Here is a 16,360-nt window from a genome sequence, read left to right on the forward strand (position 1 = left end):
CATCATCCCTGGGATCTTCTGCGCTCACCATTTTTTGTTACGCAGCTACGGCTAACGCTGCCAGTAATTCATACATCGATAAATATCTTGCACTCGCCGCATTAAAGCAGCATTGTTGGGCATCTTCCGATACCACAATGGTGTTTATTCCTGCCGCCTGTGCTGCCTGAAAACCACTCAAACTGTCCTCTATAACTAAACAATCTGCAGCAGACAGTTGTAATTCTCGCAGAGCAGAAAGATAAACGGCCGGATGTGGTTTCCCATGGTTTTCATCATCAGCACTACAAATCACTGAAAAATAGTGCTGAATATTGAGTTTTGTCAGTACAGCATCGATCACCTGGTAAGATGAAGAGGTTGCCAGCGCCAGTTGATAGCCACTCCGGCGCAAAAAAGATAACACGTCCTGAACGCCTGGCATCGCTTCGCCCGTCCCGGCAATCAACGTAGTGATCAGGCGGCGAATCTCACTTTCCAGCAGTGCGGGTTCAATGTGTAAATGACAATATTCACACCAGGTTTGGGCAATCTCATCCAGCCTTTTACCTTTAGTCAGTCTTATACACTCTTCGTCACTGACACGTGTGCCCCACCTTACCAGTGCTCCCTTTTGTGCCTGACGCCATAACCCTTCCGAATCAATGATGACACCGTCCATATCAAAAATGACTGCTTTACAATTAAACATTGTTCCTCGCAATAAAGCCTGGCACCACGCCAGGCTTGTCATCATCAGGAAATGGTGGCGGTCTTCCCTTCACACACTTGCTGATTTGAGAATCCCGGTTGTTCGACGCGAATAAAAGGGCAAATAATAAACGCTATCACATACAGGGTGGTGTAAGCGATAACCACACCAATAGTACTGAAATAAGGCAGAAGTACCACGGCGATTGCCGGAGCAAGGAAGTTGGACAACCCGGCTGAAAGGTTATAAACCGAAATGGCTGCCCCTTTATGTTTCGGTTCCAGTGCCGGGAAAACGGCTGCCATCGGTACGAACGCAGCAACAAAGATACCCAGTGCCACCGCAGGTATCAGCGCCATAGCAAAGTTATGACCGAAATGTTGCGGCATGTAGTAGAACGCCAGGCTGGAAAGCGCCATTCCCACGCAACCAAACCAGCGAACAACTTTCATCCAGCCCATTTTCTCTGCCAGCACACCCCAGAATACGTTAGAGAAGATGGTGGTAAAGAAGAAGACTGCCCAGACCTGCAACCACTCGGAGGTGGTAAAGCCCAACTCATCAACAAACATCATCGGCATAATTACGGCGAATCCGAATAAAGATAATGTGTTGATAATGCGAACAATGCTGGAAAGCAAAATATTGCGATTGGTATAAAGCAACGTCACCGCACGGCCCAGTTCGCTAAACTTCTCTTTTGTGGTGAGATTTTGCATGTGGCGTGGTGTTTCTACTTTGCGCATAGAAATTAACGCAACAGCGCCACCAACCCCACAGAAGGCCAGCGCCAGCCATAATGTTCCCATTTCGCCAATAAGCGGAATGGTAAAACTGGGGATGTAGCTGCCAAATACGCCGATACCAATAGAGTAAACGGCCCAGAACCAGCCCAGCGCAGCACTGGTGCTGTCACTGCGTACATTATGGACAATCGCCACAATAAAGGCGTAGAGGAACAGCGGATAGGCCAGGCCACGAATCCCATAAAACAGCAGGATTAACCCATAGTTCGCCTGCCCCAGCCCAAAGACCAGAAACAGCACGTGAAATACGCACCACAGCACAAAGCCGATAAACATGGTTTTTTGCGGCGTAATGATTTCGGCAACTACGCCGGAAACCCAGGCGGAAAGCGCTGCCGCCAGGCCATAAAGTGTAAAGGCAAAGGAAGCTTCTGCAGGCGTGAAACCCAGTGCTTTAATGTAATGCGACAGGAATGCCAGTTCAAAACCGTCTCCGGTCATAAAGATGGCAATGGCAATATATCCCCACACCAGATTTAAGGGTAATCCCAGCCATTGTTTATTTGTTAACGACATAGTGACCTCGTTTGTAGGATACAAAACGCCGCTCCGGTGCACACACCGGAGGGCATTTGTGACAGATGTTATTGATTGCGATAGTTCAGGTCGTTGTGGTACAGCGCAGTAAACTGCTGATATCGTTGCATCAGCGCTTTATGACGTTCAGGATCGCTGCGCCAGGTTTTGAAGATTTCAGGTTTTTCACACACTGCCGCCAGTGGTTTTCCCGTAGCCAGACAGGCCAGACGCGCGGCTCCCAGCGCCCCCCCCGTCTCACCGCCTTTATGCGTCACCACTGGCATATCGAGAATGTCGGCCAGTAACTGCGCCCAGAATGGACTTCTCGCCCCCCCACCTACCAGCGAGCATTGCTCAATTGCCGTACCGCTTTCTTGCAGGACTCGCAGCCCATCGGCAATACCAAAGCTGACACCTTCCAGCACTGCATATCCCATTAGCGCACGCTGACTGGAGTGTGTCAGCCCCCAGAACATTCCCCGGGCATGAGGATCGTTATGTGGCGTACGTTCACCAGAAAGATACGGGAGGAACATCGGTGCGCTGGCTTTGTCTGCATCAGAAAGTTGGGCAATCTCTTCCAGTAGCTCTGTTTCCGTTACCCCCACCAGGCGGCAGAACCATTGCAGGCAACTGGCGGCACTGAGCATGACACTCATCTGGTGCCATAAATTCGGTAGTACGTGACAGAAAGCATGGACTGCTGATTGCGGCGCAGGACGATAGGCATCTGTCACCACAAACAACACCCCGGAAGTTCCCAAAGAAATAAACGCATCTCCGGGAGAAACGGCCCCCACACCAATTGCACTCACGGCGTTATCGCCACCGCCGCCAGCAACAACAACCGAAGATGTCAGCCCCCATCGGCTGGCAACTTCAGGGGAAAGAGTGGCAGAAACGTCACAACCTTCTACCAGTTCCGGCATATTCGCCCGTGTCAGGCCACATTTTTCCAGTAACGAATCTGACCAGTCGCGTTTTTCAACATCAAGCCACAACGTGCCAGCAGAATCCGACATATCGGAAATCTTTTGGCCGGTCATTTTGAAACGCAAATAGTCTTTCGGCAGTAAAACGGTGGAAATGCGCGCAAAGTGCTGCGGCTCATGGCGCCGTACCCATAGCAATTTGGGGGCGGTAAATCCAGGCATCGCCAGGTTTCCCGCTACCTGATGCAACTCTGGTGCAATCTCTTCCAGCTCCGCGCACTCCTGCGCACTGCGGGTGTCGTTCCATAAAATCGCCGGACGAATCGCCTCTCCTTTTTCATCCAGCAGGACGGCACCATGCATTTGACCAGAAAGGCCAATGGCCTTGATCGCCTGCCAGTGGTGACCGCATTTTTCCCGCAGGGTCGTCATTAAATATTCCGTCGCTTCCCACCAGGCTTGCGGCGATTGTTCTGACCAGTGTGGATGGGGGCGCTGAATGGTCAGCGGCGCACTATGGGTGGCAACAATTTCATTGTTTTCATCAATGACCAGCGCCTTAACTTCCGATGTGCCCAGATCGATACCCAGATACATAACCGCCTCCTGGTTAGTTAATTAACGCGTAGACGTCAGCGATTTTTTCGCGCAACAACGCGGCAAAATCTTCACGTTCGGTTAAATCGCCAAACAGCGCTTTATCACTGGCATAAACAGCGACGGGATCGGCAGACTGGAACATTGCATGAACAGCTGGCGCATCGAGGATGCCATCCTGATATTCATAGGGCAGTTTGCCGTGATGCCACTGCTCCATGAATACGTAAAACAGAGCAGGTAACATGGCTGTGGCATTCGGGCGAACGCCTCGCTGGTAGCACTCTCGCAGTGTGGGGGCAATCATCGCCGGAATTTTCGAGAAACCATCCGCAGCGACACGTTGGTTGGTGTCCTGAATATGTGGATTGGTAAAACGCTTGAGTACAACATCACGGTAGGTTGGCAAATCGATACCGTTATCGCCCAGACAAGGAATGACATCTTCCGTCACGTAGCGGTCGGCAATCTGATAGATAAAATCGGTCATTGTGCTTTCGTGGATATATTTTTGACCGATTAACGTACCTGCCCAGGCGATGCAACTGTGTGAAGAGTTAAGAATGCGAATCTTCGCCTCTTCATAGGGGATTACCGACGCCACCAGCTCAACACCGACCTTCTCCAGTGCCGGGCGCACATCGCGGAAATTATCCTCCACGACCCACTGGATAAAGGTTTCACCCATTACCGGCGCTTTATCTGCAATACCTGTTTGTGCCTTGATCCGTGCCGGAAGTTCTGCTGCCGGACGAGGCGTAATGCGGTCAACCATGGTGTTCGGGCAAGTAGTATTTGTACTCAGCCAGTCGATGACATCCTGTTTGCCAGTCAGCTGGAGAAACTCGACCAGACCATCATGGAAACGTTCACCATTATGGCGCACGTTATCGCAATTCAGCAGGGTCAGAGGTCCGGCGTTATTTGCCATACGCGCTTCGAGGATACGGGTAATAACACCGTAAATTGTTTTGCATCCCCCTTTAAGATCTGCCGCTAAATCAGGATTGTTGACTTCCAGTTTGTGACTGGTGTTCAGGTAGTACCCGCCTTCGGTGACGGTGAAAGCAATCACTTTTGTCTTCGGATCTGCCCCTTCAGCAATCAGCGGTTGTAAATCTGCCTGCCACGGTATCAGCTTCTGAATTGAGGTGATCTCTTCATATTCGCTTACCCCTTCCGGGCTAACGGTTTCCAGCACATAGCGACCTTTCTGCGCACTGAGTGCCTGTACGACATGTTCAGCATCGTTACGAATATTTCCCGCAGCAATGCTCCAGCGTTTATCGCCCATCACATGCAAACGGTGTAGATACCACGCCTGATGCGCGCGATGAAAAGAACCTAACCCGATGTGCAGCCATGTAAATTGTTCGTTCATTGTTTCGTTCTCCATTGACGTTATGGCTGAACTGTAATCGAACATTTGAGTTAATTAAGAGCGTTAGATCACAAAAGAACAATTGACCGTAAAAATTACAAATGACCAAATCAAAGCAATAAACTTGCCTCGCGGTAAAGCTATCGCCAAAATGACGCTAATCTGTTGCGGGATTTTCACGATTCCGCACGCCACTTTTGAGGTAGGGAAACGTGAACAAAGAAGATGACATCAGGCTCGATCAAAAAGTACGGGCGGCATGGATGTACTACATTGCCGGGCTTAATCAGAGCGAAATCGCCAGCCAGTTAGGCACTTCGCGGCCAGTGGTTCAACGCCTGATAGCGGCAGCAAAAGACGAAGGGATTGTGTCAATTGGATTGCACCATCCGGTTGCCAACTGTCTCGATTATGCCCAACTGTTAAAGGAAAAGTACCAATTAACCGACTGCAATATTGTGCCGGTGTACAGTATTGAAAGTACGCTCGATAGCGTGACATTTGGCTGTTATCAACTGATGGCGCGTTACTTACAGGGTGACAAACCGACCATCGTTGGTATTGGTTCTGGCTTAACGTTGAAGAAAACCATTAAACGTATTGATTTTGATAGTCAGAATACCCGCTGTGTGGCGTTGATTAGCGCCATGAATGAACACGGGCAATGCAACTATTACGACGACGTACCGCTGCTTTTGGCGAGAAAAATTCAGGGGAAATATTACCAGTGGCCTGCACCACGCTATGCTCAGTCGCGCGAAGAGTACCAAATGTGGTCAACCAACCGATTGTTCCGCAATGTCTCAACCGTGGCACGTGACTCTGATGTTATTTTCGTGGGTATCGGTGCTTTAGGTCGTCAAAGCCCTATCTTCAAAGATGGTTTTATTGATGAGCAGCAACTGGAGGAGTTAACAGCACGCGGAGGCGTTGGTGAAATCCTCGGACGCTTTATTGATGCTGAAGGCAATGTTGTGGAAAGCCAGATCAACCAGATGATCACCAGCCATGATATCCGCGAAAGCAACTGCCCACGTATCGCTGCTGCCTGTGGTGAGGATAAACGTCCGGCGATCCTCGCGGCATTAAAAGGTGGGTGGATCAACGGTCTGGTTACCGATGAACACACCGCACGCTGGTTGCTGACACGTTAATCTCAGCTGACAACATTCAGGCTGGGAATGAGTTGTGGCGGTATCTCAATGCGACGCAGGGTGGTATCGCCAGAATCCACAATTTCAAACACTTTTTCGAGCATGGCGGGTACATCCTGACGAACCATATCGATATCGTGCCCGAGCAGAGAAACAAAAGGATCCCAGTCAAAACATCCCATTGGCGGTTGATTGGCTCCCGTCTGCCCGGTTTGTGCCAGCCAGCGCACCACCCCTTCAAGAGAGATTGTCGAGTTGACGAATAACCCGTGAAGCGACACTGAAGAGCTTTGGAAAACCTCTTTCAGTAATCCCTCTACACGAGCAGAAGAGTAGCCGGTAACCAGTTTATATTCATCCGGTACGGTTATCCCCAAAGCCTGATGGGCATCGACAAAACCACGTAAACGCTCAGCGGTATTGTTATCGCTGATACGTCCGCCGACAAAAATTAAAGGCGCCAACTTGCCATAGCGTTTCTGGCTGTTGGCTAAAATTCTTTCCGTCAATAATTTCGCCCCCATGTAGTTATCAGAAATGATCGACGGCGCCAGTGTTCCCGGCAGATCCAGATTCAGTGTCGGTACGCCCGCTTGCTGACACATTTTGGCTATTTTATCCGGTTGAGTCGCTCCGGTAGCAATGACCCAATCCACCTGCCAGGAGAGCATGGCGCGAGCAGCCTCAATTTCCAGTTCGGGTTGTCGCCGCGTACAGGTGATGATTGGCAGTAATCCTCTGGCTCGCGCCATCTCTTCAAATTTTTCGGCAATCGATCCAAAGTATCGGTTGTCGTATTTCGGCACAATCATGCCAATAACGTTGGATTTTTTACTGCGCAGTAAACTTGCCTGCCGATTAACGGCATAGCCTTGCTCTTCTGCAATACGGGTGACCTTCTCAGCCAGCTTTGCGCTGATGCGTCGCTTTTTCCAGTTGCCATTCAAAATAGCGCTTACCGCACTGGCAGAAACGCCGGTTAATTCTGCCAGGTCGTAAATGGTCGTTTTCTTCGTTTTCTCAACGCGTGTCACAAATTTGCCTCTTCATTTTGAATGTCTCTTGCTGAGAATTTAAGCAAGTGCTAGATCTGCTTCATCGATTGAGCAGTTTGCTTCACACGCCAGCTAAATTCCCGTTCAGTGCGTGCCAGCAAACAGAGACTATAAATTCGCCCTGGTAAAAGGATTATATGATGAATCACTCTGTGCCCTCTATGAATACTCCCCTTAATGGCAAAGTTGCGGCTATCACTGGCGCTGCGTCAGGTATTGGCCTGCAGTGTGCAAAAACGCTGCTTGATGCAGGAGCAAAGGTAGTATTGATTGACCGGGAAGGCGACAAACTGCAAAAGATTGTCGCTGAGTTAGGTGAAAACGCGTACGCGCTGCAACTCGATCTCTTCAATAATCAGCAAGTCGATAACATGTTGGCGGGCATTATCGAACTGGCGGGTGGGCTGGATATTTTTCATGCCAATGCAGGGGCTTACATTGGCGGCCCGGTGGCTGAAGGTGATCCAGACGTCTGGGATCGCGTATTAAATCTGAATATAAATGCGGCGTTTCGCTGTGTCCGTGCTGTCCTGCCACATATGATTGCGCAGAAATCGGGCGATATTATTTTTACCAGTTCCATCGCGGGCGTCGTTCCGGTTATCTGGGAACCGATCTACACCGCGTCCAAATTTGCCGTTCAGGCGTTCGTACACACTACCCGCCGCCAGGTTTCTCAATATGGCGTACGTGTGGGTGCGGTACTGCCAGGGCCGGTAGTCACTGCCCTGCTCGATGACTGGCCAAAAGCCAAAATGGAAGAAGCCCTGGCAAATGGTAGCCTGATGCAACCGATTGAAGTGGCGGAATCAGTACTATTTATGGTGACACGCTCGAAAAATGTCACCGTGCGAGATTTAGTGATCCTGCCTGGCAGTGTCGATCTGTAAGGGCGCAATCATGACAATAACCAAAACCGTTATTGGTGTTGATGTGGGATCAGGCAGTGTCCGCGCCGGGATTTTTGATCTCAACGGATCTCTGCTATCCCATGCCACAGAAAAAATCACGACTACACGGCGCAGCGGAAGCCGCGTGGAACAATCCAGCCAGGAGATCTGGCAGGCGGTCTGTTCATGTATTCGTAATGCGCTCACTCTGGCAGACGTTTGTGCACAAAGTGTGGCAGGCATCGGTTTTGATGCCACCTGTTCTCTGGTGGTTCTGGATAAAAACGGTGATCCATTGCCTGTCAGCCCGGAAAGCGATGCAAAGCAAAATATCATTGTGTGGATGGATCACCGCGCCACCGAACAAGCAGAGCGAATCAATGCCACTCACCATCCGGTGCTGAACTACGTCGGTGGTAAAATTTCGCCTGAAATGGAAACACCGAAAATTCTCTGGCTGAAAGAAAATATGCCTGAGATCTACGAACGTGCCGGACAATTTTTCGATCTGGCCGATTTTCTCACCTGGCGGGCTACCGGTGATTTAGCGCGTTCAGTATGCACTGTTACCTGTAAATGGACTTGGCTGGCGCATGAAAATCGCTGGGATCCAGATTACTTCCGCACCATTGGCCTTGCAGAGTTAGCGGATGAAGATTTTATTCGCATTGGTCATCATATTGTTTCTCCTGGAACACCTTGTGGAAATGGTCTAACAGCACAAGCCGCGGCAGAGATGGGATTACTCCCCGGCACACCTGTCGCTGTGGGGTTAATTGATGCTCACGCTGGTGGCATCGGTACGGTTGGCGTAGAAGGTGGAGCGCTGAACAATCTCGCGTATGTTTTCGGCACTTCTTCATGCACCATGGCATCTACCACTTCTCCCTCGTTTGTACCGGGTGTCTGGGGGCCATATTACAGTGCGATGGTTCCAGGGCTGTGGTTAGTTGAAGGCGGGCAAAGTGCTGCGGGAGCGGCTATTGACCAGCTACTGGATTTCCATCCGGCAGTTGAAGAAGCTCGCGAAATGGCACAACGTGTGAATCAGCCTCTCCCCGTCTGGCTTGCTGATCGAATCCTCGAAAAAACGGCGCAACCATCAGATGCTGTCACCCTGGCAAAAGGGCTACACGTGGTGCCGGAATTTCTCGGAAATCGCGCCCCCTTCGCAGATCCTCATGCCAGAGCGATAATTTGTGGCCTGGGTATGGAGCGAGATCTGGATAATTTACTCGCCTTGTATATCGCTGGATTATGCGGAATTGGTTATGGTCTGCGCCAAATTCTCGACGCTCAAACAGCGCAGGGGGTAGTGAGTAAAAATATCGTTATTAGCGGCGGTGCCGGGCAGCATCCACTGGTACGACAAATTTTGGCAGATACCTGCGGCCTTCCGGTTATTACCACGCAATGCTGCGAACCGGTTTTATTAGGCTCGGCCATTCTTGGTGCTGTCGCCGGAAATATTGCACCTTCTGTTGGCGAAGCAATGCAACAATTCACCCATGTGGATAAATATTATTACCCGCAAGAACGCTATCAATCTCTTCATTATCGTCGATATGAGGCCTATAAGCAGTTGCAGCATACTGCAAAATTACTCAGAGATTAATTAACCAGCCGCCTGACGCTGTTTTCAGGCAATCAATAATAACGACTCACTCCGGTAATATCCCGGAGTGCATTCATCTGCACCCTAAAAACGAGGTTTATATGTCCAGAAATAATAAACAGTGGTTGGGTTTGCCACTGCATCTGATATGGGGATATATCGCCATCGCAGTATTTATGACTGGTGATGGTTTCGAACTCGCATTCTTATCGCACTATATTAAATCGTTAGGCTTCACACCTGCGGAAGCCTCTTTTGCCTTTACGCTCTACGGCCTGGCGGCTGCCCTTTCCGCCTGGGTTTCTGGGGTAGTAGCGGAAATCATCACGCCGCAAAAAACCATGCTGATTGGTTTTGTCCTATGGTGCGTATTCCACGTGCTGTTTCTGGTCTTTGGATTAGGACAGGCAAACTATGGGTTAATCCTGTTGTTTTACGGGATTCGTGGTTTAGCGTATCCGCTATTTCTCTACTCATTTATCGTCGTTATTATTCATAACGTGCGTAGCGAAAATTCCAGTTCTGCTCTGGGTTGGTACTGGGCGGTATATTCAGTAGGGATCGGTGTTGCTGGCAGTTATATTCCCAGTTTTACCATTCCGGCTATAGGTGAAATGGGAACGTTATGGCTGGCGCTGGCCTTCTGCTTTGCTGGCGGTGTCATTGCTATGATCTCCTTGCGTCATGTTAAAACACCAGATCATATGCATAATTTAACGCCCCGTGAGAAGTTTGCGGAATTAAGCCGGGCAGTAACGTTACTTTATACCAACCGCAATATTTTTCTCTCCAGTATTGTACGTATTATAAATACCTTATCGTTATTCGGTTTTGCGGTCATTATGCCAATGATGTTTGTGGATGAACTGGGATTCACCACGTCTGAATGGTTGCAGGTCTGGGCGGCATTTTTCTTTACCACTATTTTCTCTAATATTTTTTGGGGGATTGTAGCAGAAAAAATGGGCTGGATGCGTGTTATTCGCTGGTTTGGTTGCCTCGGGATGGCAGCATCAAGTTTAGCGTTTTACTATATGCCGCAATACTTTGGTCACAACTACTGGATGGCAATGATTCCGGCGATTGCTCTGGGAACTTTTGTTGCTGCATTTGTACCGATGGCCGCTGTCTTCCCGGCACTGGAACCAAAACACAAAGGTGCTGCAATCTCGGTTTACAACCTCTCTGCGGGTATGTCTAACTTCCTGGCTCCGGCAATTGCCGTGGTTTTATTACCGTGGTTTAGTACTATCGGTGTGGTCATTGCCTATACAGCATTGTATCTATTGGCGTTTAACCTTTGCGCATTCATTCGCGTTGAGCAGCCAGGATTCAGTTCTGCACCGGTTACTGAGAAAGCACTGAATATCACCTGACAAACGTAGCGCATCAATCACTCATCCTCTCCCGCATGGGAGAGGATGATTTCACATCAGGCGATAGTGACTTTATTATCGAGATAAACATCCTGCACAGCGTTAATCAATTTCACGCCATCAGCCATTGATTTCTTAAATGCTTTCCGCCCCAGAATCAGCCCCATACCGCCTGCGCGTTTATTAATTACCGCAGTACGCACCGCATCACTAAGGTCAGTTTCTCCGCCTGCCGCCCCACCTGAGTTGATAAGCCCGGCACGCCCCATATAGCAGTTAACTAACTGATAACGCACCAGGTCAATCGGGTTTTCACTGGTCAGTTTGCTGTAGACGCGATCGTCGGTATAACCGTAATTAATCGCTTTATAGCCGCCGTTATTTTCCGCCATTTTTTGTTTGACGATATCTGCACCTATGGTTGCCGCCAGATGGTTCGCCTGACCTGTCAGGTCGGCGGAAACATGGTAATCAACGCCATCTTTCTTAAAGGCGGAGTTACGCAAATAGGCCCACAGCACGGTCACCATGCCCAGCTCATGCGCGCGTTCAAAGGCCGCAGAAATTTCTTCAATCTGTCGACGTGACTCTTCCGAGCCAAAATAGATGGTCGCGCCAACCGCCACCGCGCCCATGTTGAACGCCTGCTCCACGCTGGCATACAGCGTTTGATCGTAAGTGTTCGGGTAACTTAGCGTCTCGTTGTGATTAAGTTTGACAAGGAATGGAATGCGATGCGCGTAACGCCGCGATACCGATGCCAGCACGCCGTAAGTTGACGCCACACAGTTACAGCCCGCTTCGATCGCCAGTTCAACAATGTTTTTCGGGTCAAAGTAGAGCGGGTTAGCGGCAAATGAAGCTCCGGCAGAGTGCTCAACGCCCTGGTCAACGGGCAGTATCGAAAGATACCCGGTCCCGGCCAGACGCCCAGTGTTATATAGCGTCTGCATATTACGTAGTACTGCGGGGGGGCGATTATTATCGATCATTACACGGTCTACGTAGTCGTGTCCGGGAAGGTAAAGTTGGTCAGAAGGAATAGTCATACAACGATGCTGTAAAAGAGTGTCGGCATCTTTGCCAAGCAACTGCGCAATATCAGTCATTACTATACTCCCGTAGGCTCCGAGCGGTTGTCGGAATGTGGATTGTCCTGGGCCCGCCTGGTGCGGGCACTGTTAATCCTGGTTGCTACGGCAGATTTTTTCCATCTTTTGCCTGTTTTTTCAGCGATTTCTGTTGGCACGATTCACCTGAAAACGTGCCACTGGACTATACGCTAATACTTTTTTTTACTGCCAGAACATGTTTGCATGGTCCTCTTTGCCCCTGATATTTACTGAACCATTCGCAGGTACAGCGTTCACCATTTGCATCGAGAATGACGGTATGCCGTACTCCACTCCCTTCAACTCGCGCCTCTGTTCTGGCTGGCTGCTGGCTAATAATTTCAACTTTGTTCTCTTGCAGTAATTTCTCAGCCCCTTTCAGACGGGGATTCAGACTCATTATGCGGGAGAGTTTGAACGGCAACTGGCGATAAAAATAGGCATTATCGGTAAGGTCGTAACCCAGTAATCCCATTGCCGCCAGTTGCGCGGCCAGTGTGTCGGTTTTTCCCAGCCACTGACTGCCACCAGAAGCAAAAAATGCCGGACTAATAGTCTGGTTGGCCTGTGCCTGTTCGTCAAAAATAGTCAGCCAGCTCTCGTCAATACCGTCATTTAGCGCATCCAGCGTCGCACCTTCGCCAGAAAATCCGCGCCAGCAATCACGAGATAAAGAAAGCGTAAAACGCAGATCGCCAAACCAGAGTTGCCAGGTAGTGGATTGCATATCCGGTTGCGCGAAGACCTGCAGGCAATCAACAAAAGGTAACAAGGGTTCCAGTAAGCGCAGGCGATGCAGCCCGCCGATACAAATCGCGTTAACTGATTTGACTGGCGAAAACTGTGGTGTCGTACCACGCACCTGTAAATAGTAATCGGTTTTCACCTGTCCTTTGGGTAAGGAACGAAACAGTTGCTGCGCCTGGACTTTAGTAAACTGGTGGCCTTTTGCCGACTGAGCAAGGTAGACCTGTACGCTACTCAGACCTTTGATCCATTTCACCGGAAGTGGCACTTTGCGTTCAATAACCTGGTGATTTTCCAGATGTAACCCCACCGATTTCTGACCGACGGATAAGGTAACAGCTTCACTATTGCTTACCCCTGCTAATGCCGAGAGCATAGGCTGGTTAAAATCGACATTGGTCGTGCCGCTTTGTAAAAACTCTCCGTTTAAGCCATCGGGCAAAATATCAAGCCGCGCATAGACCCCGGCACAGTGGGAAAATCCTTCAAAACGCACCCGCTCATTTCCTGCGCTGACAATGGGATCTTTCAGTAGCGCCAGTTGCGCGGGCGAAAGGTTAAAGCTCGACTTCACCACGTTGGAAAGGGCAATTAAACAACGCGCCATCAAAAAAGGTTGCCTGACCTGACCGACAAAAAAACAGGGAGCGTCAGACGCCTTTTGGATCTCGCTGTATTTCGCCAGGCGTAATTCATCTTTTCCGTTTGTTTTGTGCAAAGCGGATGGGATGTTGTAACTATAAGTGAGTGTCTCTTCCATTTATGACTTCCTTGTAAGTTCGAGTTGCAGCTCATTGAGCTTTTTGTAATTGGTGATTTTTACCGTGCTCAAATGGCTGTCCATTGCACTTATCATCTCAAGTAATGCCTGATTGTGGCGGGAACTGATATTGATAAGCGCCTGCATGGCAAGATCGGTAAAGCGTTTGAGTGGCGACCAGCCCTCTTTTTCCAGCCGACCAAGGATGTCGCCAATATGGGCAGAATTCACACCTTGTGGATAACACAGTTTTTCAATCCATAGTTCGCCAGCAAGAGCACGCACCGTTTTGTCGGCATGAAGCATGCAAAAAGCGGTGAGTAAATGGCCCATGGGTGAAAGTGGCAACGGGAGATCGTAAAGTGCCTGAAGGATTTCCAGATTAGACTTCGTTGATGAAATGTTTGGATCATGAAAATTCATTTCTATATAACGCATGAGTGTGACATCACCCTGCCAGGGAAAAGCATACAGCGTTCGCCGCTTATACCCTCCGCCAAAGTAACTGTATTTACAGCAAGGCATGAAACTGTCAGCATAGAACAAAGTTATCTCCAGATTTTGAACAGCCGTCGAGACGTCAAAATTGAATGTTCGGGCAGGGAAGCGAGTTTTGTTTTCCCTGATAAACCACGGGAACAAATTGCTTAATAACTCCATCGGTAACGCATGTTTTTCCAGCAACGCATACCCGACATCAAAAGACGTCGTGTCAGGGTTAACCGCACTGCGGGTAATAATGGCCGCCAGTTTCCAATCATCCTGCGCGATCTGTGCTAATGCATCCTGCTCGCCGGAAAACAAATATCGCACTAATGCGGCATATTCGGTGTTAAGTTGTGAAATATCAAGCTGAGTGTCAATAAATACACATCGTTGAATCGCAAGTTGCATATCCTGACTACAAGGTTCTACACCCGCATTTTGGTATTGTAAAAGACGCTCTACAAACACCGTAGGGTCAATAAAGCAAGGCAGATGCGTGGGTGTTGAAAGCAAAGGCAGATTAACGTTGTTTTTTAATAACAACAGAATGTTTTTGAAAAACGCAATCCATGAGCGGCTTCGTTTTTTGTCCTCTTCATCATAGGAATGAAACCCCCAGTCTATCTTTTTCCATTTGTCAGTTGTATTTTTTAAACCCTGAAAATCTTCATACATTATTTTAATTTTTGCTGTCTGTAGTGGAAAACGTGAGATAAGCTCTGCCGCATATTCCATAAAGAAAAAGCCCAACATCCCGTCAAAAAAAGAAATATGTTCAGATGCCTCAAGCGCCTGCATAAACGCGGGTTCCAGTTGGTTCACATTCTCTTCATTAATTTCAGGAGCAAAACGTAACAATGCAGCCGGTAACAGGTCAAAGTGATATGATTCCACGTTATGAAATGCCTGCCCTGCCAGGAAGACAAAATCATCCCAGTTTTCAATTGCGGGGATACGGTTATCATCACGAATCAGTGGCACTACGGGAGAAAGTTCAGCAGATTCATCGGGCGCAAGCGGTGTGATATCAAGAAAGTCGGTTAATAAATCACGAGCGCCTGTAAGCAGATTATCGGCATAACTGCTTAATAACGCACTTATTTCTGGATCTAATGGACTAGAATATTTTGCAATTAACTTTGCTGTTTTATTTTGTAGCGCGATATCTTTGTTAAGGAATACCGTGGTGAGGTGTTGACAGATTTCTAATCTTTTATCAGGGTGCTGTTTCGCCAGTTTATCAGCAATCATTAATGCGCTATCGACAATAGCTTTCGTGGTGAAAGAAAATAACAGAGGAAGGCAGGAAATAAACTCATCACGGTGAAACTCCGGATGTTCGGATATTTTTTTGATTGCCTGTAATGCCGTAGTGCCAGGTTTACTGTGCGGGCAATAAAATGTCGAAAAAAGTGCTTCCTGAAGTTGCAAACATTCGTCCGCTGTCGGTTGCAGCGAAGTAAATAGCGTGGCGTACCAACATGTTTGTTCACGATTAAAGTTACGATTGACCGCAAGTAAGCTTTCTTTTAATACTCTTATTCTGTCGATGCGTTTGTCCATAGTATATTTTTTGAAGAAATATATCCATTTATGATCATCGGCACCCTCAGGTTTACTTTCTTTCGGATACCACTGATCTGACCATGAAACACTGCACGGATAATTAAACACCATCCAAATATGATCGTCTAAAGAAAAACGATGTTTTTCAAGAATTGATGCAGAAGTAATTTTATTAACAATAACCTGCGGTGTAATATTGCCAACATAACCTTCGGCAATCCAGTCGCAGAGAGTGGCATAATCTATTGAAAAATCTCCACCTTTAATATCACCATTAATATAATCAGTAAGCCATTCCGGGCAGCGCCATTTGAGTGTTTCTTTAACTGCATTATTAGAATTCAATAAGTTACGTTCAATATTTTTACAGTCTTTTCGTGCATAGCAACTGATGATCGCAACACTAAGCATCTGTAATTGATTTTTTGTACCGTTTTGCTTGTAACTTCCTCCACGAAGACCGCCGATGCTTACTTCATACCATTGATAGGCACCTAATCGTTTCACGTCTTTCTTTATAAGCGGCACCAAATTTTTCCGCTGCTTATCATCCAGCGACTTCAGAAATGCTAATAACTGCTCTGAATTCCCTGATTCAATAATTTTGCTGTATTGTTCTTGAGTCGTATCCATTACTCTTTCCCTGAATATCAATTTTTATACGTGCTAAATT

12 protein-coding genes are annotated in these 16,360 nt (G+C 48.3%); 4 read left to right on the forward strand and 8 right to left on the reverse strand.

Translation table 11 applies throughout. The features are described from left to right. Window positions 1-37: 37 nt before the first annotated feature. The 4 genes from EFER_RS10920 to dalD form a co-directional block, all read right to left on the reverse strand. Window positions 38-691 carry an HAD family hydrolase gene (locus EFER_RS10920; RefSeq protein WP_000481296.1) on the reverse strand — a complete coding sequence of 218 codons (654 nt, stop codon included), beginning with the start codon at window positions 689-691 and terminating at the stop codon, window positions 38-40. A gap of 44 nt (window positions 692-735) precedes the next feature. Then, window positions 736-2,013 (reverse strand): RbtT/DalT/CsbX family MFS transporter, encoded by a 1,278-nt coding sequence (locus EFER_RS10925; protein WP_000060034.1) that lies wholly within the window; start codon window positions 2,011-2,013, stop codon window positions 736-738. A gap of 68 nt (window positions 2,014-2,081) precedes the next feature. Beyond that, window positions 2,082-3,545 (reverse strand): xylulokinase, encoded by a 1,464-nt coding sequence (gene xylB / locus EFER_RS10930; RefSeq protein WP_000280585.1) that lies wholly within the window; start codon window positions 3,543-3,545, stop codon window positions 2,082-2,084. A gap of 13 nt (window positions 3,546-3,558) precedes the next feature. Further along, window positions 3,559-4,926, reverse strand: a complete 1,368-nt coding sequence (gene dalD / locus EFER_RS10935) for a D-arabinitol 4-dehydrogenase (protein WP_001005231.1) — start codon at window positions 4,924-4,926, stop codon at window positions 3,559-3,561. 212 nt (window positions 4,927-5,138) lie between these two features. Between dalD and EFER_RS10940 the strand changes: the two genes are divergently transcribed. Beyond that, window positions 5,139-6,080, forward strand: a complete 942-nt coding sequence (locus EFER_RS10940) for a sugar-binding transcriptional regulator (protein WP_001030847.1) — start codon at window positions 5,139-5,141, stop codon at window positions 6,078-6,080. A 2-nt stretch (window positions 6,081-6,082) separates the two neighbouring features. Here EFER_RS10940 and EFER_RS10945 read toward each other — a convergent pair whose 3' ends face one another. Next, window positions 6,083-7,114 (reverse strand): LacI family DNA-binding transcriptional regulator, encoded by a 1,032-nt coding sequence (locus tag EFER_RS10945; RefSeq protein WP_000198988.1) that lies wholly within the window; start codon window positions 7,112-7,114, stop codon window positions 6,083-6,085. Window positions 7,115-7,275: 161 nt separating this feature from the next. Here EFER_RS10945 and EFER_RS10950 point away from each other — a divergent pair, with 161 nt between their 5' ends. The 3 genes from EFER_RS10950 to EFER_RS10960 all read left to right on the forward strand — a co-directional run bounded on the left by EFER_RS10950 (window position 7,276) and on the right by EFER_RS10960 (window position 11,016). Then, window positions 7,276-8,025, forward strand: coding sequence for an SDR family oxidoreductase (locus EFER_RS10950; RefSeq protein WP_001016802.1), 750 nt, complete (start codon window positions 7,276-7,278; stop codon window positions 8,023-8,025). Window positions 8,026-8,035: 10 nt separating this feature from the next. Then, window positions 8,036-9,640 (forward strand): FGGY family pentulose kinase, encoded by a 1,605-nt coding sequence (locus tag EFER_RS10955; protein WP_000156562.1) that lies wholly within the window; start codon window positions 8,036-8,038, stop codon window positions 9,638-9,640. Between the two features lie 101 nt (window positions 9,641-9,741). Further along, on the forward strand, window positions 9,742-11,016 hold the full coding sequence (locus EFER_RS10960; RefSeq protein ID WP_000089320.1) for an RbtT/DalT/CsbX family MFS transporter: 1,275 nt from the start codon (window positions 9,742-9,744) through the stop codon (window positions 11,014-11,016). A 56-nt stretch (window positions 11,017-11,072) separates the two neighbouring features. Here EFER_RS10960 and fbaB read toward each other — a convergent pair whose 3' ends face one another. From fbaB to EFER_RS10975, 3 genes are all read right to left on the reverse strand, one after another. After that, window positions 11,073-12,125 (reverse strand): class I fructose-bisphosphate aldolase, encoded by a 1,053-nt coding sequence (gene fbaB, locus EFER_RS10965; RefSeq protein WP_000129596.1) that lies wholly within the window; start codon window positions 12,123-12,125, stop codon window positions 11,073-11,075. A gap of 166 nt (window positions 12,126-12,291) precedes the next feature. After that, entirely contained in the window at window positions 12,292-13,635 is a 1,344-nt protein-coding gene (locus EFER_RS10970) for an SWIM zinc finger family protein (protein WP_000393185.1), read from the reverse strand. Then, complete coding sequence (locus tag EFER_RS10975) at window positions 13,636-16,320, reverse strand: DUF6493 family protein (protein ID WP_000381772.1); 2,685 nt, start codon at window positions 16,318-16,320, stop codon at window positions 13,636-13,638. Between the last annotated feature and the right edge of the window lie 40 nt (window positions 16,321-16,360).

The organism is Escherichia fergusonii ATCC 35469 (assembly GCF_000026225.1).
Classification (GTDB): domain Bacteria; phylum Pseudomonadota; class Gammaproteobacteria; order Enterobacterales; family Enterobacteriaceae; genus Escherichia; species Escherichia fergusonii.

Excerpts from the sequence above, each read along its gene's own strand:
- EFER_RS10920 (WP_000481296.1), bottom strand. The coding sequence starts at position 691 with ATGTTTAATTGTAAAGCAGTCATTTTTGATATGGACGGTGTCATCATT.
- EFER_RS10925 (WP_000060034.1), bottom strand. The coding sequence starts at position 2,013 with ATGTCGTTAACAAATAAACAATGGCTGGGATTACCCTTAAATCTGGTG.
- xylB (WP_000280585.1), bottom strand. The coding sequence starts at position 3,545 with ATGTATCTGGGTATCGATCTGGGCACATCGGAAGTTAAGGCGCTGGTC.
- dalD (WP_001005231.1), bottom strand. The coding sequence starts at position 4,926 with ATGAACGAACAATTTACATGGCTGCACATCGGGTTAGGTTCTTTTCAT.
- EFER_RS10950 (WP_001016802.1), top strand. The coding sequence starts at position 7,276 with ATGAATCACTCTGTGCCCTCTATGAATACTCCCCTTAATGGCAAAGTT.
- EFER_RS10955 (WP_000156562.1), top strand. The coding sequence starts at position 8,036 with ATGACAATAACCAAAACCGTTATTGGTGTTGATGTGGGATCAGGCAGT.
- EFER_RS10960 (WP_000089320.1), top strand. The coding sequence starts at position 9,742 with ATGTCCAGAAATAATAAACAGTGGTTGGGTTTGCCACTGCATCTGATA.
- fbaB (WP_000129596.1), bottom strand. The coding sequence starts at position 12,125 with ATGACTGATATTGCGCAGTTGCTTGGCAAAGATGCCGACACTCTTTTA.
- EFER_RS10970 (WP_000393185.1), bottom strand. The coding sequence starts at position 13,635 with ATGGAAGAGACACTCACTTATAGTTACAACATCCCATCCGCTTTGCAC.
- EFER_RS10975 (WP_000381772.1), bottom strand. The coding sequence starts at position 16,320 with ATGGATACGACTCAAGAACAATACAGCAAAATTATTGAATCAGGGAAT.